This window comes from Pseudomonas sp. NMI542_15 (assembly GCF_021283425.1).
GTDB classification, from domain to species: Bacteria; Pseudomonadota; Gammaproteobacteria; order Pseudomonadales; family Pseudomonadaceae; genus Aquipseudomonas; species Aquipseudomonas fortuita.
The window spans coordinates 93,197-113,049 of the sequence record NZ_JAJSRO010000009.1 but is presented as its reverse complement, the minus strand read 5'-3'; the positions used below and the strand labels follow the sequence as shown (position 1 = coordinate 113,049).

The following is a 19,853-nucleotide window of genomic DNA, read 5'->3' as shown; positions in this document are numbered from 1 at the left end:
CAAATACCGGTAGCCGCCTGACAATGGCGGCTGGTTCCCGCAAAGGGCAAAGCAATGAAAGACCTGTTGTTGATCGGGATCGGTGCGGGTGACCCGCGCCAGGTCACTTATGAAGCAGTCGATGCACTGCGCCGCGCCTGCGTGTTTTTCGTGCTCGACAAGGGCAGCGACAAGGATGAGCTGGTACGCCTGCGCAAGGCCATTGTGCAGCGCTACCGCCCCGAGGGTGGCTATCGCCTGGTGCAGGTCGCCGACCCCCTGCGCGATGGCCAGGCAGATGACTACCTGGGTGCGGTGCAGGACTGGCACCGGCAGCGTGCTGCGCTGTATGCCCAACTGATCGAGCAGGAGATTGGCGACGGCGAAACCGGCGCCTTTCTGCTGTGGGGCGAGCCGACCCTTTACGACAGTACCCTGCGGATTCTCGATCTGGTCCGCGAGCGCGGCGTGGCGCTGCGCTTGCAGATCATTCCAGGCATCAGCAGTGTACAGGCGCTGGCGGCGCGTCATCAGGTGCCCCTCAACCGCATCGGCGAGCCGCTGACCGTGCTGCCAGGGCGGCGCCTGGCTGGGCATGGGCCTATCGACAACGTGGTGGTGATGCTCGACGGGCAGTGCGCGTTTGCTCAGCTCGATGATCCGGGGTTGGTGATCTACTGGGGCGCTTGCCTGGGTGCCGAGGATGAAGTGCTGATTGCCGGGCCGTTGCAGGAGGTGAAGGCGCGGATACTGGAAGTGCGTGAACAGGAGAGGCGGCGTAAGGGGTGGATCATGGATACTTATTTGTTGCGCAGGGAGCTGTGAGTTGTGTGCCCTGTGCCGGCCTCTTCGCGGGTCAACCCGCTCCCACAGGACCGTCACAGCGTTCGAAACCCTGCGGTCTTTGTGCGAGTGGGCAAGCCCGCGAAGCAGGCTACAACGATTTCACGGGTGACCCAGAATGGCCACCACCTTGTCCCGCAACTGGTCGATGCTGAACGGCTTGCCGATCAGGTGCATGCCCTCGGGCACATTGATGCTGTCGGCATAACCACTGGCGAACAGCACGGGCAGCAGTGGCCGCAACTCGCGCGCTTTGCCTGCCAGCACATCGCCACGCATGTCCGGCAAACCCACATCGGTCATCATCAGTTCCAGCGGCTGGCTTGGGTTTGCGAGCACCTGCAGGGCGGCTTCGCCGTCTTCAGCCTCAATGACCGTGTAGCCCAACTCGTCGAGCACTTCGACCATCAGCATGCGTACGATGTCGTCGTCTTCGACTACAAGAAGATGCATGGTTCGGATCCTGTACAAATGAATGTCTTTTATCTGTGCGCCAAGTGACAACAGAAGTTCCCGAGGATACCGATCCCTGCAATCAGATGGAACGATTGGCGCACACCGCCTTCAAATACTGGCTAAATGCCCTGCCAGACCCGTCAAAGCTGGTTAGACTCGCTTATCAGGACGGCGCAGTGGCAGATAACAACAACGGTTGATCCGCCACTCTTTCCAATGGACTTTTTTTGCTCGGGCGTTTTCTCATGATTCAAGCAGCCTCGATAGACCAGCGAAGCTTTCGCAAGCTGTTGAGCCGCAACATCGGCCTCCCCCTGGGGGTGGGCCTGCTGGGGGCCGTAGCCTTCGTTGCGGTGATCAACTACCTGCTTTCGGCCATGCAGTGGGTCGAACACACCGATCGGGTCATCGGCAATGCCAACGAAGCGGTCAAACTGTCGATCGACATGGAAACCGGCATGCGCGGTTTCCTGATCACCGGTGACGAGCGTTTCCTTGACCCCTACGAGGTGGCCAAGCCACGTATTCTCGGCAGCCTGCAAAGCCTGCGGGGCATGGTGGAGGACAACCCGCAGCAGGTCGACCGTATCGACCGGTTGATTGCTTTGCAGCAGGCCTGGAACGACTTCGGCAACGAGATGATTAACCTGCGCCGTAGCCAGGGCGATTACCAGGCCTCGATCGGCAACGGCCGGGGCAAGCGCATCACCGATGAAATCCGCAAGGAATTCGATGGCCTGATCAGCACCGAACAGCAACTGCGCATGGCCCGTAACGAAAAGGTCAGCTCTGTCACTGTGACGGCGATCTCGGCCTTCGTGCTGTTCATCGTCGGCCTCAGCGCCTTGCTGGCTTACCTGGGTCGTCGAGACCTGGTGGCGCTGTCGACCAGCTATGATGAGAACCTTCAGGCCCAGCAACGCTCGGCTCAGCGCCTGGAGCAGCAGGCTTGGTTGCGCAACGGCCAGACCCAGCTGGCTCAGCAGGTGCTCGGGCAACTGACCTTGCCCATGCTTGGTGACAACATCCTGCGCTTCTTTGCTTCTTATCTGGGCAGTGTAGTGGGCGCCGTGTATGTGCGCGATGAGCATGGCCGCCTGGTCCGGGTGGCCTGTTATGGCCTGGGCGCCGAAGAGCAGGCGCGCGAGCAGATCAGGCTGGACCACGACGGCCTGTTGGCTCAGGCCGTGCGTGAAGGCCGCCTGTTGCGCCTGGACAACCTGCCGGAAGACTTCTATCGCCTCAGTTCCGGCCTGGGCAGCGGCTTGCCTCGCAGTGCGCTGCTGATGCCGGCCACCGAGGACGGTCAGATCAACGGGGTGATCGAGCTGGGCTTTCTGCGCCCCCTGCAGGAGCGCGATGAAGAGCTGCTGGAACGGGTCGGCGGCAATCTGGGCATGTCGATCGAGAGTGCCCGTTATCGTCAGCGGCTGCAGGAAGTGCTGGCCGAAACCCAGCAGCTGAACGAAGAGCTGCAGGTGCAGCAGGAAGAGCTCAAGACTGCCAACGAAGAGCTCGAAGAGCAGTCACGGGTGCTCAAGGAGTCCCAGGCCCACCTGGAGACCCAACAGGCTGAGCTTGAGCAGACCAACGAGCAGTTGTCGGAACGCACCGATGCGCTGGACCGCAAGAACGAAGAGCTGGGCCGGGCACAGCTGGAGCTGCAGGCCCGCGCCGACGACTTGCAGCGATCGAGCAAGTACAAGTCCGAATTCCTCGCCAACATGTCCCATGAGCTGCGCACGCCGCTCAACAGCTCGTTGATCCTGGCCAAACTGCTGGCAGAAAACGGTGAGGGCAACCTCAGCGACGAGCAAGTCAAGTTCGCCGAATCCATCTACTCGGCAGGCAACGACCTGCTCAACCTGATCAACGACATTCTCGACATTGCCAAGGTTGAGGCCGGCAAGCTTGAAGTGCGCCCCGAGACCACCCAGGTCGAGCGCCTGGCCGAAGGCTTGCGCGGCATGTTCCAGCCGCTTGCCGGCCACAAAGGCCTGGCCTTCGACGTCAAGCTCGAGCCGCAGGTGCCGGCCACGCTGTTCACGGATCGTCAGCGCCTGGAGCAGATCCTCAAGAATCTGCTGTCCAACGCCATCAAGTTCACTGAGCGTGGCCAGGTCAGCATGAACGTCAGCTACCAGCCTGGCAGCGGTATTGTGTTCGCCGTGCGTGACAGCGGTATCGGTATTGCTGCCGATCAGCACCAGGCGATCTTTGGCGCCTTCCACCAGGTCGATGGCACCAGCAACCGCCGCTATGGTGGCACTGGCCTGGGTCTGTCGATCTCCCGGGACCTGGCGCATCTGCTCGGTGGCCAGATCAATGTCGAGAGCAGCCCAGGCCAAGGCAGTGTGTTCAGCCTGATTTTGCCGGAACGCTATGCCGCCGATGCCGAAGACATCGAGCCGCAAAGCCTGCGCCCCGCCGTCGACGCGTTGCCGCCAGCACCGCAAGTGCCGGTGGCCGCTGCCGCCATGCGCCTGGTACCGACCTTTGCCGACGACCGCGAGCATGCCCCCTTCGATTCCCGTTGCATTCTGGTGATCGAAGACGAGCCAAACTTTGCCCGCATTCTGTTCGACCTTGCGCACGAACTGGGCTACAGCTGCCTGGTGGCCCATGGCGCCGACGAAGGCTTCGAGCTGGCGGCCCAATACATACCGGATGCGATCTTGCTGGACATGCGCCTGCCCGACCACTCGGGGCTGACCGTGCTGCAGCGGCTCAAGGAGCAGGCCGGCACCCGCCATATCCCGGTGCACATCATTTCGGTGGAAGACCGCGTCGAGGCAGCCATGCACATGGGGGCGGTGGGGTATGCGGTAAAACCCACCAGTCGTGAGGAGCTCAAGGAAGTCTTCGCGCGCCTGGAAGCCAAGCTGACGCAAAAGCTCAAGCATATCCTGCTGGTGGAGGACGACGACCTGCAGCGCGAGAGCATCGCCCGGCTGATTGGCGACGACGACGTCGAGATCACTGCCGTGGCCATGGCTCAGGATGCCTTGGCGCTGTTGCGCGAGAACATCTACGACTGCATGATCATCGACCTCAAGCTGCCGGACATGCTCGGCAACGAGCTGCTCAAGCGCATGACCGCCGAGGATATCCGTTCCTTCCCGCCGGTGATCGTGTACACCGGGCGCAACCTGACCCGCGAAGAAGAAGCCGATCTGCTCAAGTACTCGCGGTCGATCATCATCAAGGGCGCGCGTTCGCCGGAGCGCCTGCTCGATGAAGTGACGTTGTTCCTGCACAAGGTAGAATCGCAGCTGTCCAACGAACGCCAGCGCATGCTCAAGACCGCCCGCAGCCGCGACAAGGTGTTCGAGGGGCGCAAGGTGCTGCTGGTGGACGACGATGTGCGTAATATCTTTGCCCTGACCAGTGCCCTGGAGCACAAGGGCGCCATCGTCGAGATTGGCCGTAACGGCCGCGAGGCCATCGAGCGCCTGGAGCAGCATGATGACATCGACCTGGTGCTGATGGACGTGATGATGCCTGAAATGGACGGCTTCGAGGCCACCCGGTTGATCCGCCAGCAAGCGCGCTGGCGCAAACTGCCGATCATCGCCGTGACCGCCAAGGCCATGAAGGATGACCAGCAGCGTTGCCTGCAGGCCGGCGCCAATGATTACCTGGCCAAACCGATTGACCTGGACCGTTTGTTCTCGTTGATTCGTGTATGGCTGCCGCAACTGGAGCGAATTTGACTAGCGAACGTAACACCGACATCGAAATCCGCTTGCTGATCGAGGCCATCTATCTCAAGTACAGCTACGATTTCCGCAACTATTCCGGCGCCTCGATCAAGCGCCGGATCCTGCATGCGCTGCGCCAGTTTGATTGCCTCACGGTGTCGGCGCTGCAGGAGCGCGTGCTGCACGACCCCGGCATGTTCATGCAGTTGCTGCAGTACCTGACGATCCCCGTCAGCGAGATGTTCCGCGACCCTGACCACTTCCTTGCCGTGCGCAACGAAGTGGTGCCGCTGCTGCGTACCTGGCCTTCGATCAAGGTATGGATCGCGGGCTGCAGCACGGGGGAGGAGGTGTATTCCATGGCCATCCTGTTGCGTGAGGAAGGGCTGCTTGAGCGCACCATCATCTACGCCACCGACATCAACCCGCATTCGCTGGACAGGGCCAAGCAGGGGATCTACTCGATGCAAAGCATGCGCGAGTACGAAGAAAACTACCGGCTGGCCGGCGGCCGTCGTGACTTTAGCGAGTACTACACAGCGGCCTATGGCAACGCCATCATGGACAGCAGCCTGCGCGATAACGTGACCTTCGCCGACCACAGCCTGGCCACCGACAGCGTGTTCTCCGAGACCCAACTGGTGTCGTGCCGCAATGTGCTGATCTACTTCAACAAAGAGCTGCAGGACCGCGCCCTCGGGCTGTTCCATGAGTCGCTCTGCCATCGGGGTTTCCTGGTGCTGGGCAGCAAGGAGTCGGTGGATTTTTCGGCCTACAGCGATCGTTTCGAGCCGCTGGTCAAGCCCGAACGGATCTTCCGTAAATCATGAACGGCGTACGCGCAGTGGTGATCGGCGCCTCGGCGGGCGGTGTGGCGGCATTGTTCGAGGTGCTTGGCGCGCTGCCGCCAGCGTTCGCCATACCTGTGCTTTGCGTGCTGCACCTGCCGGACGACCGCCACAGCCAACTGGCCGAAGTGCTGCAGCGTCGCTTGCATCGCCCGGTATGCGAGGCCGCTGACAAGGCGCAGATCAGCAGCGGGCGGATCTACGTGGCGGGGCCGGGTTACCACCTGTCGGTGGAGCACGACCTCACGCTGTCGCTGAGCCAGGAAGACCCCGTGCATTTCTCCCGTCCAGCGATCGATTTCCTGTTCATCTCGGCGGCCGATGCCTATGGCGAGGGCCTGCTTGGCGTGCTGCTCACCGGTGCCAACGAAGACGGCGCCAGAGGGCTTTCCTATATCAAGAACAACGGGGGCCGCACGATCGTCCAGGACCCTCGCGACGCACAGGTCTCCCTGATGCCGGAGGCCGCCCTGGCCCTGCATCAGCCCGACCATATCCTTACTCTGAGTGGTATCGGGCAGCTGCTCGCGACCTTGGAATACAGCGCATGCTAAGCCGCACCATCGCCAAACTGCTGATCGTCGACGACCTGCCGGAAAACCTTCTGGCGCTCGATGCCCTTATCCAGGGCGAAGACCGCGAAGTGCACCAGGCCCAGTCTGCCGAAGCTGCGTTGTCGTTGCTGCTTGAGCACGAGTTCGCGCTGGCCATCCTCGATGTGCAGATGCCGGGCATGAACGGTTTCGAACTTGCCGAGCTGATGCGCGGCACCGACAAGACCAAGAATATCCCGATCGTTTTCGTCAGCGCGGCGGGCCGCGAGATGAATTATGCCTTCAAAGGCTACGAGAGCGGGGCCGTGGACTTTCTGCACAAACCGCTCGACACCCTGGCAGTGAAAAGCAAAGTCTCGGTGTTTGTTGACCTGTTCCGCCAGCGCAAGGTGCTTGGCCGGCAATTGGAAGCTCTGGAGCACAGCCGCCAGGAGCAGGAACTGCTGCTCAGCCAGTTACAGGTGGCGCGAGGTGAGCTTGAACATGCAGTGCGCATGCGTGACGACTTCATGTCGATCGTCTCACATGAGGTGCGCACACCGCTCAATGGCCTGATCCTGGAAACCCAGTTGCGCAAGATGCACCTGGCACGGGGCAACCTGGAAGCCTTCAGCGCCGACAAGCTGCAAGCGATGGTCGAACGCGACGAGCGGCAGATCAACAGCCTGATCCGGTTGGTCGAGGACATGCTTGATGTGTCACGCATCCGCACCGGTAAATTGTCGCTACGCCCCAGGCTGTTCGATCTCGGTCAACTGGTGCGTGGGTTGGTGGAAAACTTCACCGCGCAAGCCATGGCGCTGGACACCCACATCGAACTGCAGCGCTGTGAAGGATTGAAGGGTGAGTGGGACGAATTCCGGATTGAACAAGTAGTGGCCAACCTGTTGTCCAATGCAATGCGTTACGGCGAGCGCAAGCCGGTGGAGGTACGGGTGTTCGAGCAAGCGGGGATGGCCTGGGTGCAGGTTCAGGATCACGGCATTGGGATAAGCGCGGCCAACCAGCAGCGCATTTTCCAGCAGTTCGAACGGGTCGCTGCCCTGCAAGCCAGCGGGGGCTTGGGGCTGGGGTTGTACATATCCGAGCAGATCGTGCAAGCGCATGGTGGACGGATACACGTTGAAAGCGAGGAAGGCAAGGGCGCCACATTCACCCTGCAATTGCCGCTGGCAACATTCAAAGAACAAAACGACCAGGCGCGGGCAACCTCTGCGTAAGCTTGGGGTCTGATGGCCAACTGTAAGAATTTCAAGGCGTTAACATGAGTGAAGATGCACAAGATGTGGTGTTGGTCGTCGAGGACGAACCGGCGATTCGCATGATTTTGCGCGATTACCTGGCGGGTGAGGGGTACCACGTGCTGGTTGCCGAAGATGGCGAGCAGGCGTTTGCGATCCTGGCCAGCAAACCGCACCTGGACCTGATGGTGACGGACTTCCGTTTGCCGGGTGGTATCTCCGGCGTGGAGATTGCCGAGCCCGCGGTGAAATTGCGACCAGACCTGAAGGTGATCTTCATCAGTGGCTACCCGGCCGAGATCCTCGAGTCTGGCAGCCCGATCACCCGCAAGGCACCGATCCTGGCCAAGCCGTTTGACCTGGATACCCTGCACGAGCAGATCCAGAGACTTTTGCGTTAAAGCGGGTGGCCCAAATCGCCGGCAAGCCAGCGCCCACAGGTACGCTACAGATCTCAAGGCCTGTGCAGTCCTTGTGGGCGCTGGCTTGCCGGCGATAGGGCCAGTACAGGCTATCGCAGGGTCCGCTCTATACCGCCTGCCAACATGCTCTCCATCAGCCCCAGCCCCTGTTCCTCGGGCAATGCCTTCAACATCCCCGGCAACTGGTTCAGCAGCGTCGCCACCACATGCGCCGTCACCACCAAGGCTTGCCCCTGCAACGTTGCCTGTGGCGCGATCAACCTCAGCAACCCCGCCTCGTAACGTTTGCGCAACAAGGCCAGGCGCGCCTGCTGGTCATCGCTCAAACAGCACAAGTCGCGCTCCGCCAGCCGAAACTGCATCGGCCGCTCGGCATGCAATTGCCAGTGCGCTGCAATCAGGCAGCCCAGTGCCGAGGCCCCGCGCGCCATGGCTCGACGCCCCTGATCCAGAGTGGCCTGCAGTTCTTCGTACAACTCCTCGATCAAGTCGTACAACAGGTCCTGCTTGCTGGGAAAGTGATGGTACAGCGAGCCCGCAGTCAGCCCCACATGGGCCGCCAGTTCGCGCATGCTGACCTGGCCAAAGCCCTTTTCGGCAAACAGCGCCATGGCCCGGTCACGTCGCTCTTCAAAATTGGCACAGCGCATTGCGGCATTGACCGGAGGCATGGCGACTCGTCCTCAGTAGGTGAAGAAACCGCGACCGCTCTTGCGCCCTAGCCAGCCGGCCGCGACCATTTCCTTCAGCAGCGGGGCAGGGCGGTATTTGCTGTCGTTGAAGCCCTCATGGAAGGCTTCCATGATCGCCAGCAGGGTATCCAGGCCGATCAGGTCGGCCAGTGCCAGCGGGCCGATTGGCTGGTTGCAGCCCAGGCGCATGCCGGTGTCGATGTCCTCGGCACTGGCCAGGCCTTCCTGGCGCACGAAGATGGCCTCGTTGATCATTGGCACCAGAATGCGGTTGACCACAAAGCCTGGGCGGTTGCCCGCGGTGATCGGGGTCTTGCCGACCTTTTCGGTCACCACCAGCGCCTGGGCGTAGGTGCTGTCGCTGGTCTGCAGGCCGCGAATGATCTCCACCAGCGCCATCATTGGTACCGGGTTGAAGAAGTGCACACCAATGAAGCGCTCGGGGTGCTCGATGCTGGCGGCCAGCTGAGTCACCGACAGCGACGAAGTATTGGTGGCGATGAGGCAGTCGGCAGCGACGTTGGCGGCCACTTGCTGCAGGATGCGCTGCTTGAGCTGCAGGCTTTCGGTGGCGGCCTCGATCACCAGCTGCGCGCCGCTGAGCTGGGCGTAGTCGGTGCTGGTGCGGATGCGCGTTTTCGCCGCCGCGGCCTTGTCCGCATCCAGGGTGCCTTTGCTGACCTGGCGTTCGAGGTTTTTGCTCAAGGTGGCCACGCCGCGCTCCAGCGCCGCGTCGGAAACATCCACCAGCAGCACCTGGTAGCCGGCGACGGCGCACACCTGGGCAATGCCGTTGCCCATGGTGCCGGCGCCGATCACGGCGATCTGTTCAATGCTCATGTGTCAGGCTCTCTCAGACGCGCTCGAAGACTACGGCGATGCCTTGGCCGCCACCGATGCACATGGTCGCCAGGGCGTAGCGGCCCTGGATGCGCTGCAGCTCATGGATGGCCTTGGTGGCGATGATCGCGCCAGTGGCACCCACCGGGTGGCCCAGGGAAATGCCCGAACCATTGGGGTTGACCTTCTCCGGGTCGAAGCCCAGTTCGCGGGCCACGGCGCAGGCTTGGGCGGCGAAGGCTTCGTTGGACTCGATCACGTCCAGGTCCTGTAGCTTCAGGCCGGTCTTTTCCAGCACCTTGCGGGTGGCCGGGATCGGGCCCAGGCCCATCAGTTCGGGCTCGACACCGGCGTGGGCATAGCCCACCAGACGCGCCAGCGGCTTCAGGCCCAGGCGACGCACCGCGTCACCGCTGGCCAGCACCAGGCCGGCTGCGCCATCGTTGATGCCGCTGGCGTTGCCGGCAGTCACGGTGCCGTCCTTCTTGAACACGGTCTTCATGCCGGCCAGTTGCTCGGCGGTGACGTCGCCCCGTACGTGCTCGTCCACGGCGAACTGTACGGTGCCTTTGCGGGTTTTCAGCTCCACCGGGATGATCTGGCTGTCGAAACGGCCTTCGGCGATGGCGCGGGCGGCGCGGCGCTGGCTGGTCAGGGCCAGCTCATCCTGCATCTCGCGGGTAATGCCGTGTTTGGCGGCGACGTTTTCTGCGGTGATGCCCATGTGGAAGTGTTCGAAGGGGTCCTGCAGCACGCCTACGGTGTAGTCGATGCCTTGCAGGTCGCCCATGCGCGCGCCCCAGCGTGCCTGCGGCAGCAGGTACGGGCCACGGCTCATGGATTCGGCACCGGCGGCCACGGCCACATCGGCATCGCCGAGCAGCAGGCACTGGGTGGCAGAGACGATGGCCTGCAGGCCCGAGCCGCACAGGCGGTTGACGTTGAAGGCAGGGGTTTCCTTGGGAATGCCGGCGTTCATTGCGGCAACCCGCGACAGGTAGGCATCGCGCGGTTCGGTGGGGATCACGGTGCCCATGACCACATGGCCAACCTGCTCGGCGGCCACGCCCGAGCGCTCGATGGCGGCGCGGGTAATGGTAGTGGCCAGGTCGGCCAGGGGCAGGTCCTTGAGCGAGCCTCCAAAACCACCGATGGCGGAACGCACGGCACTGACGACATAGATTTCTGGGCTGCTCATAGAGGCTCCGTAAGCTTAGGCATGGCGGGAGCGGGCCAGGCTCTGCGAGAATGGCCGGCGGTCCCGGAGTGGGATCGAGTCTAGGCAAAGGCTCTGTTGCAGCCTATGCCGGATCTGTTCAAACAACCTGGCACTTTTTGCCACTCAGCATAGACAGCGAAAACCACCATGCGCGATAGCGATTCGGTCGCCGTGTACTTTCTCAATGCCATGCTCCACGCCCTGCGCAATAGCCCGGCCGAGCGCGATGCACAGCTGCGCGCGGTGGGCATCGACCCCCAGCTGCTTGAGCAGTCACAGGCCCGCGTACCGGCCAAGGCCTTCGCCGAGCTGTGGCTGACACAGATACAGCGCCTGGACGACGAGTTCTTCCGCCTCGACAGCCATGGCATGCCGCTGGGCAGCTTCGCCCTGATTTGCCGGGGCCTGATCCTTGAGCCGAACCTGGAAAAGGCCTTGCGCCAGTGCATGGCTGGCTTCGGCCTGTTCCTGCGCGACCTGCGCGGCAGCCTGACCGTACGCGGTGGGCGCGCGCTGATCAGCGTGCAGTCGAGCATTGCCGACCCGTTGACCCAGGTGTACGCCGAGGAAACCTACCTGGTGCTGATGATCGGCATGTTGTGCTGGCTGGCCGGGCGGCGGATCGCCATCGACCGCACCGAGCTGGCCGTCTCGCGCCCGGCCCAGGAAGACGACCTGCTGTTGTGGGGGCCGGACCTGCGCCTGGGCAGCGGCCGTACCGAAGTGGAGTTCGACAGCGCCTACCTGCGTCTGCCAGTGGTGCAGGACCTGGCGACCCTGAAAACCTTTCTGCGCAGTGCACCGCAGGGGTTGGTGATCCGCTTTCGCAACCAGAACGGGCTGGTGGCGGAGGTGTACCGCCATTTGCGCGCCCGGCACTATGGGCAGTGGCCGACCTTGGCGGCGCTGGCGCAGCTGCAGGGGATCAGTGCCAGTACGTTCCGCCGGCAGCTGGAGCGGGAAGGGCGGTCGTACCAGCAGATCAAGGATGAGGTGCGCCGGGCGATGGCCTTCGAGCGGTTGCGCGAGGGGGTGTTGAGCATTGCCGAGATAGCCGAGCAGGCCGGGTTCCAGGAGCCGAGTGCGTTTCACCGGGCGTTCAAGAAGTGGACCGGGCAGAGCCCCGGCAGCTATAGGGCGCGGTTGGCCGGGCGTTAGTTGTTCCCTGTGCCGGCGATAGGGCCGGTATGGCGATCATTGAATGATCAGGCCGGCACCATGGCAAACCCGACCCCGAAGCGGTTCCAGGCGTTGATGGTGGCAATCGCCAGGGTCAGGTTGACCACCTCGGCCGGCTCGAAGTGTTCCTGCAGGGCTTCATATTGCCCCTGTGGCGCGCCCTGCTCAGGCAGGCGGGTAAGGCTTTCGACCCAGGCCAGCGCCGCACGTTCGCGCGGGGTGAAGTAGGCGGTTTCGCGCCACACGCTCAAGGTCTGCAAGCGTGCTTCGGTCTCACCTGCCTTGCGTGCATCGTTGGCGTGCAGGTTGACGCAGTAGGCGCAGCCGTTGACCTGCGAAGCCCGCAGGCGTACCAGCTCCAACAGGGAACTCTCCAGGCCGCTCTTGGCCAGGGCCTGCTCCAGGCCGACCATGGCTTTGTAGGCTTCCGGGGCGTGCTTGGCCCATTCGATACGGTTGTGCATGGCTGTCTCCAAAGGATGCTGGATGGGAATGGCACTACTGTAGCGCTGCCGATTGGCCTCCCCGATAGCCAATTGCGCACATAAGCGGGAGGCCAATCGCCCATTCAGGTGGCCACTGACAAGCATCCAATCTCTTCATTTCTGCCAGCCCTGCCAAGCCGGGATAATGCCTGGGTCCTGTTACCCGAGAACCGATGCGCAATGAGAGCTGCTTTGAACCTGTTGCTGGTGATCCTGCTGGCGCTGAACCTGCGGCCGATCCTGACCAGTATCGGCCCGTTACTCGAACCCATGCGCGCCAGCACCGGGCTGGGCTACCAGCAGGCTGCCTTGCTGACGGCGTTGCCGGTACTGTGCATGGGCCTGGTGCCGTTGCTGCAGCCATGGTTGCGACGCTGGATCAGCGAGCATGGCGGCATGCTCGGTGGCCTGGCTGCAATCGCCCTGGCCTGCCTGTGGCGCCTGCAACTGGACAGCGCCTGGGCGCTGATTGCCAGTGCCGTGGTCGCCGGCCTGGGGGTGGCGGTGGTGCAGGGCATGATGCCTGGCCTGGTCAACCGCTGGTTCCCCAGCCGCCTGGCGGGGGCGATGGGGCTGTACTCGGCAGCGTTGATGAGCGGTGGCGGCATGGCTGCCGTGCTTGGCCCCCATATCAGCGACCATTTCGGCCACTGGCAGGTCGGCCTAGGCCTTTGGGCGATCCCGGCGCTGTTGGCGCTGGTGGCATGGGCGGTATGGCGGCCACGGCAGGGGGCGCCAACGCTGGCCGGCGCTGCTGGCGGGCACTGGTTCGGCACGCGCCGGGCCTGGTTGCTGGCACTGTATTTCGGCCTGATCAACGGCGGCTACACCAGCATGGTGGCGTGGCTGCCGGCGTACCATCTCGAGCACGGCGGCAGTGCTCAGGGCGGTGCAGACCTGGTGGGCCTGATGACGGTCTTCCAGGTGGCCGGTGCACTGGGGTTGCCGCTGTTGCTGCGGCGTTGGACTGACCGCCGTCCAGGCTTGTGGTTGGCTCTGGCGATCCAGCTGGCCGGTTTTCTCGGCCTGCTGCTGGCACCCACGCAGGCGCCGGGGCTGTGGGTCGCGATGATCGGTTTTGGCCTGGGCGCCTGCTTCAGCCAATGCCTGACCCTGACCCTGGAGCACTTGAAGACGCCCGCCGAGGCCGGCAGCCTGGCCGCTTTCGTGCAGGGCATCGGTTTCATCATCACCGGTACAGTGCCGTATATCACCGGCTGGCTGCGTGACGTGAGTGGTGACTTCCAGGCGTCGTGGACGCTGCTCACTGTGACCGTGGTGGCCATGTTGCTGGTAACCCGCTGGTTCAGTCCGCGTGGCTATGCCGCAGCCATCGCGCGCCCCGCCGCGCCAGGCAAGGCTGCGCCGGTCAGCTGAGGCGTTGCAGGGTATCGCGCACCCGGTCCAGCGCCGGGTCAATGTCCAGCAGCTCGATGGCGCCGAAGCCCAGCAATAACCCCGGACGTACCGGCGCTTCGCTGAAGAATGGCGCCAGCGAGTACAGGCCGACCTCTACCTTGCGCGCGAGGTTGGCCAGCAGTTCGACATCGACCCCGGGATTGGCCAGTGCACTGAGGTGGAAGCCGGCGCTGGCAGGGATGGCGCTGAGCCACGGCGACAGGTCGCCCCCCAGGCGCGCCAGGATGCGCTCGCGACGGGCGCTGTAGACCTCGTGGCAGCGGCGGATATGCTTGTTCAGGTGGCCTTCGCCCAAAAAACGCGCCAGCGCCCACTGCAGCAAAGTCGGGCTGTGCCAGTCGCTGAGGTGCTTGGCCACGCAAGCGGCCTGCAGTACGGCAGGCGGCAGTACGGCATAGCCCAGCCGCAGTTCTTGCAGCAAGGTCTTGGAAAAGGTCCCGACATAGGCCACCAGCCCATGCCGGTCCAGGCGCTGGAGTGCGTCCGAGGCTGGCCCGTGGTAGCGGAACTCGCAGTCGTAGTCGTCTTCGATGATCAGTGCACCCAGTTCCGCGGCCCTTGCCAGCAGGGCGTGTCGGCGTGGCTCGCTCATCGGCATACCCAGCGGGAACTGGTGCGAGGGCGTTACGTAGATCAGCCGGGTGCCATCGGCGATCTGCTCCACGCACAGGCCTTCATCATCCACCGGCACGGACTGCAGGCGTGCGCCAAGGGCCAGGAACAGTTGCCGTGCCGGCGGGTAGCCGGGGTCTTCCATGGCCACCTGACAGCCTGGCTCGACCAGTACCCGGGCGATCAGGTCCAGCGCTTGCTGGGCACCGTTGCACACCAGCAGATCGGCTGCGCTGCAGTGCACGCCGCGGGCGTAGGCGATGTGGTGGGCAATGGCCTCGCGCAGCTCTGGCAGGCCCTGGGCCTGGAACTGCCGCTCGGGGTGGCGCTGGCTGCGGCGCAGCGCGTCATTCAGGCAGCTGCGCCATTGGTCGAACGGGAACTGCGACTTGCTCGATGCACCGCCGACAAAGTCATAGCGCGAGGGCGTTTGCAGCTGGCGTTGAGCGAGCACGGTGGCGCGCTGCTGCCAGCGTTCAAGGGATGCAGCGCCGGCCAGGGGAATGCTGGCTGATTCATTGCTGCGCAGTGGTTGGCGCGGGGTGATGAACGTGCCGCGGCCGACCACGCCGCTGAGCAGGTTGTCGTAGGTCAGCCGTGAGTAAGCCTCGGCCACGGTCTTGCGCGATACGCCCAGTTGTGCTGCCAGCAGGCGGGTGGGTGGCAGTTGGGTGCCGGCGGCCAGGTGGCCGCTGTCGATACCGGCGCGCAATTGCTGGTAAAGCTGCTCGGCCAGGCCTTTGCGGCCCTCCAGGCGGATGTGCAGTTCCATGGGCGGGTCCGGAGCGGGGGAGTGCTCAGGATAGCGGATTGGGCAGGAAGGCTCCCACAGGTATCGCGTGCACCCCAGGCTTGACGCGACCCCTGTGAGAGCTGGCTTGCCGGCGATGGGCTGCAAAGCAGCCCCAAAAAACTCAGAACCGGGCGGCGCTGACAGTGATGTAGCCTTTTTCCGCCAGCGCGATGCGTATTACTGTCTCATCCTCTGCCGCGTTGCGGTTGCGCCTGATGCGCACGCCTTCTACCGTCGAAGCCTTCATATACTCTGAAATGGCCCGCCCGTTCGCGTCGAAGAACACCTCGCTGGCCAGCAACTCGATGCGTTCGATCAATTGCCGGGAATGCTCATCGGTGGCGCAGAAGAACATGACCCCCGACAGGTGTGGGTCTTCATCGGGGTTACTCATGTCATGGGCCAGCATTTCGCGCAGGCTGCTGCGCAGTTCGGCGATGGGGCGGGCGTACAGGTGCATGCGGAGCCTCCTCTGGAGCGCAGCGTTGCTTGATCCAGCCCCGATCTTGTTTTCTGCGGGCGGCGGTAGCAAGTAAGACACTTCCGAGAACCCTGTGGGAAATGTCTGAAGCTGCCGGAATACCACCCTTGACTGGCAGCAGGCGGGTGCCTGCGGCACAATTCGTCCCCACCCGATCGCGCCACAAGGCTGCTCCTGGAGTGACCGCGCAGCCTGGGCTAGCGTTGAACTTCCTGCTTGAAGCGCAACCGCCAGCCATGTAGCAACGGCTCGGTATAGCCGCTGGGCTGCTCGCGCCCTTTGAACACCAGGTCCCGCGCAGCTCGGAAGGCATACGATGTTTCGAAACCGGTGGCCATCGGCCGGTATGCCGGGTCCCCGGCATTCTGCTGGTCGACCACCTGGGCCATGCGTTGCAACGTCGCCTCGACCTGCTCGGCCCCGACTACCCCATGGTGCAGCCAGTTGGCAATGTGCTGCGCTGAAATGCGCAAGGTGGCGCGGTCCTCCATCAGGCCCACATCGTGAATGTCCGGCACCTTGGAGCAGCCGACCCCTTGCTCGACCCAGCGCGCCACGTAACCGAGGATGCCTTGGCAGTTGTTGTCCAGCTCAGCCTGGATATCAGCGGCGCTCCACGGCCGTTCGGGGCTGACCGGAATGCTCAGCAGGTCATGCAGCAATGCGCCACGCAGGGCCCCCAGGTCTACCTGTTCCAGCGTCTGCTGCACGGCAGCTACGTCTACCTGGTGGTAGTGCAGCGCATGCAGGGTGGCGGCAGTGGGCGACGGCACCCAGGCGGTGTTGGCACCGGCCTTTGGCTGGGCAACTTTCTGTTCCAGCATGGCCGCCATCAGGCCGGGCATGGCCCACATGCCCTTGCCGATCTGTGCCTTGCCGCGCAGGCCACAAGCCAGCCCGACCAGCACGTTGCTGCGTTCGTAGGCCTGGATCCAGGCGCTGCCTTTCATGTCGCCCTTGCGCAGCATGGCGCCGGCTTCCATGGCGCTGTGCATTTCGTCGCCGGTGCGGTCGAGGAAGCCGGTATTGATGAACACCACCCGGGATGCCGCGCTGGCGATACAGGCCTTGAGGTTGACGCTGGTGCGCCGCTCCTCGTCCATGATGCCCATCTTCAGGGTCTGTGCCGGCAGGCCCAGCAGGGCTTCGACGCGGCCGAACAACTGGTCGGCGAAGGCCACTTCGGCCGGCCCGTGCATCTTCGGTTTGACGATGTACAGGCTGCCTTCGCGGGAATTGCCGCGGCGCTTGAGGTCGTGCAGACCGATCAGGCTGGTAATCACGGCATCGAGGATACCTTCGGGAATTTCACGGCCATCACGGTCGTGGATGGCCGGGTTGGTCATCAGGTGGCCGACGTTGCGGATGAACAGCAGCGAGCGGCCCGGTAGTGTCAGGGGGAGGCCGTCTATACCGTGGTAATGGCGGTCTGCAGCCAGGGTGCGGTTGAAGGTTTTGCTGCCTTTGCTCACCTGTTCGCTCAGGTCACCCTTCATCAGGCCGAGCCAGTTGCGGTAGACGTGGACTTTGTCGTTGGCATCCACGGCCGCTACCGAGTCTTCGCAGTCGATGATGGTGGTCAGTGCGGCTTCCAGGGCGATGTCCTTGACCCCGGCCAGGTCCTGCTGGCCGATCGCACTGGCCGGGTCGATCTGGATTTCGAAATGCAGCTGGTGGTGCTGCAACAGGATCGCCGTGGGTGTGTTCGGCTCTCCCTGGTAACCCCGCAGTTGTGCGCGATTGTGCAACACGGCCTGGCGGCCGTCGGCCAGGGTGACCCGTAGCGTGCCCTGGTCGATCACGTAGGCAGTGGCGTCGCTGTGTGAAGCGCCGTCGAGTGGGGTGCTAGCGTCGAGGAACTGCCGGCCATAGGCAATTACCTTGGCGCCGCGCGCCGGGTTGTAGCCTTGGCCGCGTTCGGCGCCCGCGGTTTCGGCGATGGCATCGGTGCCGTACAGCGCATCGTACAGCGAACCCCAGCGGGCGTTGGTGGCGTTGAGGGCGTAGCGGGCATTGCTCAGCGGCACGACCAGCTGCGGGCCGGCTTGCAAGGCGATTTCACGGTCAACGTTGGCGGTGCTGATCTGCACGTTTTCGGGAGCGTCGACCAGGTAGCCGATGCCTTGCAGAAAGTGCTGGTAGGCGGCCATGTCGCGGATCGGGCCAGGGTGTTGGCGGTGCCAGTTGTCCAGCTCGGTTTGCAGGCGCTGGCGTTCGGCGAGCAGGGCGCGGTTTTGCGGGGCGAGGTCGTGGACCAAGGTGCTGAAGCCTTGCCAGAAAGTGTTGGCTTCGATACCGGTGCCGGGGAGGACTTCGTCTTCGATGAAGCGCTGGAGGGTGGGGGCGATCTGGAGTTCGTTTGGCATTGTCTGTTCGCTCGATGTTCTGTCTTCGGGAATTCAGTCACCTGTTCTGGCTTCTTCGCGGGCAAGCCCACGAAGAAGCCAGCACAGGATCTACAGGGCTGCCGCTCCAGCCTTGGCCACCTGGGCATCCTGTTCGGACTTGACCCCGGACACACCAATGGCACCCACCACCTGGCCATCCACCCGCAGTGGCACGCCACCCTCCAGGCTGGTCAGCAGCGGTGCGGTGACGAATGCAGTGCGGCCCCCATTGACCATTTCCTCGTAATCCCGGGTTTCCTTGCGCCCCAGCGCGGAGGTGCGGGCTTTCTCCACGGCTATGTAGGCACTGGCCGGCGCACAGCCATCCAGGCGCTCCAGGGCCAAGGGGTGGCCACCGTCGTCGACCACGGCGATGGTCACGTTCCAATGCTGGGCCAGGGCTTCCTGGCGGGCGGCGGCCAGCACACGGGCGACGTCGGCCTGGCCGATCACGAACTTGCTATGCATGGGGGGTCTCCGGGTTCAAGGCGGCTTCGACGATTTCGATCCAGTGCCGTACCGGCGTGCGCCCGGCCCCGTCGAGGTGGGCCTGGCAGCCGATGTTGGCGGTAGCGATGACTTGCGGTTTGCCGCTTTCCAGTGCGTTAAGGCGGTTGTCACGCAGTTGCAGTGACAGCGCTGGCTGGGTCAGCGAATAGGTGCCAGCCGAGCCGCAACACAGGTGGCCGTCCGGTACCGAGGTCAGGGTAAAGCCCAGGCGCGTCAGCAGCGCCTCTACCGCACCCCCCAGTTTCAGGGCGTGTTGCAGCGTGCAGGGGCAGTGGAAGGCCAGGCGTTGCTCGGCGCACAGGCCCAGTTGCTCGACCGGCTCATCGCGCAGTACTTCTACCAGGTCGCGGGACAGGGCGCTGACCCTGGCCGCTTTGGCTGCGTAGCGGGTGTCGTGTTCCAGCAGGTGGCCATAGTCGCGCACGAACGCCCCGCAGCCGCTGGCGGTTTGCACGATGGCCTCGGCACCTGCTTCGATGGCCGGCCACCAGGCGTCGATATTGCGCCGCGCACGTTGCAGGCCTTGCTCCTGGGCATTGAGGTGGTAGTCCACCGCGCCACAGCAGCCGGCCTGGTGGATGGGTTGCACGCTAATCCCCAGGCGATCGAGCAGGCGCGTCGCAGCGGCATTGGTATTGGGTGACAAGGCCGGCTGCACGCAGCCTTCCAGCATCAGCACCTGGCGTGCGTGGCGCGGCGCGGGGCGCTCGCCGGGTGCCGTGATGTGCGCCGGCAGTTTGCGCTTGAGCGTGGCCGGCAACAGTGGGCGCAGGGCCTGGCCGCTGCGGGTCAGGGCCTTGAACAGCGCCGGGCGTGGCACTACCGCACGCAGGCCCTGGCGCAGCAGGCGCTGACCGAGCGCGCGCGGTACTTGTTGGTCGACGACGGCGCGACCGATGTCCAGCAGGTCGTGGTATCTGACCCCGGATGGGCAGGTGGTTTCGCAGTTGCGGCAACTCAGGCAGCGGTCCAGGTGCTGTTGGGTGCTGGCGGTGACCGGCTCGCCTTCGAGTACCTGCTTGATCAGGTAGATGCGCCCGCGCGGGCCGTCCAGTTCATCGCCCAGCAACTGGTAGGTAGGGCAGGTGGCGGTGCAAAACCCACAATGCACGCAGGAACGCAGGATGCTTTCGGCCTCGTCAGCGCGGGCCAGCCGGCGGCTTGTTTCGCTCAGGTTGGTTTGCATGGTCTG

At 63.8% G+C, this 19,853-nt stretch carries 18 protein-coding genes; 8 read left to right on the top strand and 10 right to left on the bottom strand.

All coding sequences use genetic code 11. The annotated features are described in order from the left end of the window. Positions 1-54 precede the first annotated feature (54 nt). Complete coding sequence (cobF, locus tag LU684_RS15035) at positions 55-804, top strand: precorrin-6A synthase (deacetylating) (protein ID WP_232894785.1); 750 nt, start codon at positions 55-57, stop codon at positions 802-804. 120 nt (positions 805-924) lie between these two features. Here the strand turns inward: cobF and LU684_RS15030 are convergent, their stop codons facing one another. After that, a complete protein-coding gene (locus LU684_RS15030) occupies positions 925-1,275 on the bottom strand; it encodes a response regulator (RefSeq protein ID WP_016487629.1) in 351 nt (116 codons plus the stop codon). A gap of 248 nt (positions 1,276-1,523) precedes the next feature. Here LU684_RS15030 and LU684_RS15025 point away from each other — a divergent pair, with 248 nt between their 5' ends. The 5 genes from LU684_RS15025 to LU684_RS15005 are packed head-to-tail and all read left to right on the top strand — an operon-like array spanning position 1,524 to position 8,023. Beyond that, a complete protein-coding gene (locus LU684_RS15025) occupies positions 1,524-4,991 on the top strand; it encodes a response regulator (RefSeq protein WP_016487628.1) in 3,468 nt (1,155 codons plus the stop codon). Further along, positions 4,988-5,809: a CheR family methyltransferase gene (locus LU684_RS15020; RefSeq protein ID WP_016487627.1), complete on the top strand. Its 822-nt coding sequence runs from the start codon at positions 4,988-4,990 to the stop codon at positions 5,807-5,809. The genes LU684_RS15025 and LU684_RS15020 overlap by 4 nt, the downstream gene beginning before the upstream one ends. After that, the gene (locus tag LU684_RS15015; protein ID WP_016487626.1) at positions 5,806-6,381 is read left to right on the top strand and encodes a chemotaxis protein CheB; all 576 of its coding nucleotides are present in this window, start codon (positions 5,806-5,808) and stop codon (positions 6,379-6,381) included. The genes LU684_RS15020 and LU684_RS15015 overlap by 4 nt, the downstream gene beginning before the upstream one ends. Beyond that, positions 6,375-7,601 (top strand): hybrid sensor histidine kinase/response regulator, encoded by a 1,227-nt coding sequence (locus LU684_RS15010; protein ID WP_232894784.1) that lies wholly within the window; start codon positions 6,375-6,377, stop codon positions 7,599-7,601. The genes LU684_RS15015 and LU684_RS15010 overlap by 7 nt, the downstream gene beginning before the upstream one ends. Before the next feature lie 44 nt (positions 7,602-7,645). Beyond that, the gene (locus LU684_RS15005; RefSeq protein ID WP_016487624.1) at positions 7,646-8,023 is read left to right on the top strand and encodes a response regulator; all 378 of its coding nucleotides are present in this window, start codon (positions 7,646-7,648) and stop codon (positions 8,021-8,023) included. Between the two features lie 110 nt (positions 8,024-8,133). Here the strand turns inward: LU684_RS15005 and LU684_RS15000 are convergent, their stop codons facing one another. From LU684_RS15000 to LU684_RS14990, 3 genes are read right to left on the bottom strand one after another with little or no spacing between them, the layout of a single operon-like run. Further along, a complete protein-coding gene (locus LU684_RS15000) occupies positions 8,134-8,715 on the bottom strand; it encodes a TetR/AcrR family transcriptional regulator (protein ID WP_232894783.1) in 582 nt (193 codons plus the stop codon). Between the two features lie 12 nt (positions 8,716-8,727). Next, entirely contained in the window at positions 8,728-9,576 is an 849-nt protein-coding gene (locus LU684_RS14995) for a 3-hydroxybutyryl-CoA dehydrogenase (protein ID WP_060517319.1), read from the bottom strand. Positions 9,577-9,589: 13 nt separating this feature from the next. After that, a complete protein-coding gene (locus tag LU684_RS14990; protein WP_210668703.1) occupies positions 9,590-10,774 on the bottom strand; it encodes an acetyl-CoA C-acyltransferase family protein in 1,185 nt (394 codons plus the stop codon). Between the two features lie 168 nt (positions 10,775-10,942). Here LU684_RS14990 and LU684_RS14985 point away from each other — a divergent pair, with 168 nt between their 5' ends. Next, positions 10,943-11,953, top strand: coding sequence for an AraC family transcriptional regulator (locus LU684_RS14985; RefSeq protein ID WP_060517320.1), 1,011 nt, complete (start codon positions 10,943-10,945; stop codon positions 11,951-11,953). Positions 11,954-12,000: 47 nt separating this feature from the next. Here the strand turns inward: LU684_RS14985 and LU684_RS14980 are convergent, their stop codons facing one another. Then, positions 12,001-12,438, bottom strand: a complete 438-nt coding sequence (locus LU684_RS14980; protein WP_016487619.1) for a carboxymuconolactone decarboxylase family protein — start codon at positions 12,436-12,438, stop codon at positions 12,001-12,003. A 201-nt stretch (positions 12,439-12,639) separates the two neighbouring features. On the opposite strand from LU684_RS14980, the gene LU684_RS14975 reads away from it, so the two are divergent. Next, the gene (locus tag LU684_RS14975) at positions 12,640-13,836 is read left to right on the top strand and encodes a cyanate transporter (RefSeq protein ID WP_016487618.1); all 1,197 of its coding nucleotides are present in this window, start codon (positions 12,640-12,642) and stop codon (positions 13,834-13,836) included. Here the strand turns inward: LU684_RS14975 and pdxR are convergent. The 5 genes from pdxR to glcF all read right to left on the bottom strand — a co-directional run bounded on the left by pdxR (position 13,829) and on the right by glcF (position 19,847). Beyond that, positions 13,829-15,262, bottom strand: a complete 1,434-nt coding sequence (gene pdxR / locus LU684_RS14970) for a MocR-like pyridoxine biosynthesis transcription factor PdxR (RefSeq protein WP_232894782.1) — start codon at positions 15,260-15,262, stop codon at positions 13,829-13,831. The two genes, LU684_RS14975 and pdxR, sit on opposite strands and share 8 nt — an antisense overlap. Before the next feature lie 142 nt (positions 15,263-15,404). After that, positions 15,405-15,743, bottom strand: a complete 339-nt coding sequence (locus LU684_RS14965) for a hypothetical protein (RefSeq protein WP_016487616.1) — start codon at positions 15,741-15,743, stop codon at positions 15,405-15,407. 218 nt (positions 15,744-15,961) lie between these two features. Then, positions 15,962-18,130, bottom strand: coding sequence for a malate synthase G (locus LU684_RS14960; RefSeq protein ID WP_232894781.1), 2,169 nt, complete (start codon positions 18,128-18,130; stop codon positions 15,962-15,964). Between the two features lie 90 nt (positions 18,131-18,220). Continuing rightward, positions 18,221-18,619, bottom strand: coding sequence for a heme-binding protein (locus LU684_RS14955; protein WP_016487614.1), 399 nt, complete (start codon positions 18,617-18,619; stop codon positions 18,221-18,223). Next, a complete protein-coding gene (glcF, locus tag LU684_RS14950) occupies positions 18,612-19,847 on the bottom strand; it encodes a glycolate oxidase subunit GlcF (protein ID WP_232894780.1) in 1,236 nt (411 codons plus the stop codon). Before glcF ends, LU684_RS14955 begins: the two co-directional genes overlap by 8 nt. Positions 19,848-19,853 lie beyond the last annotated feature (6 nt).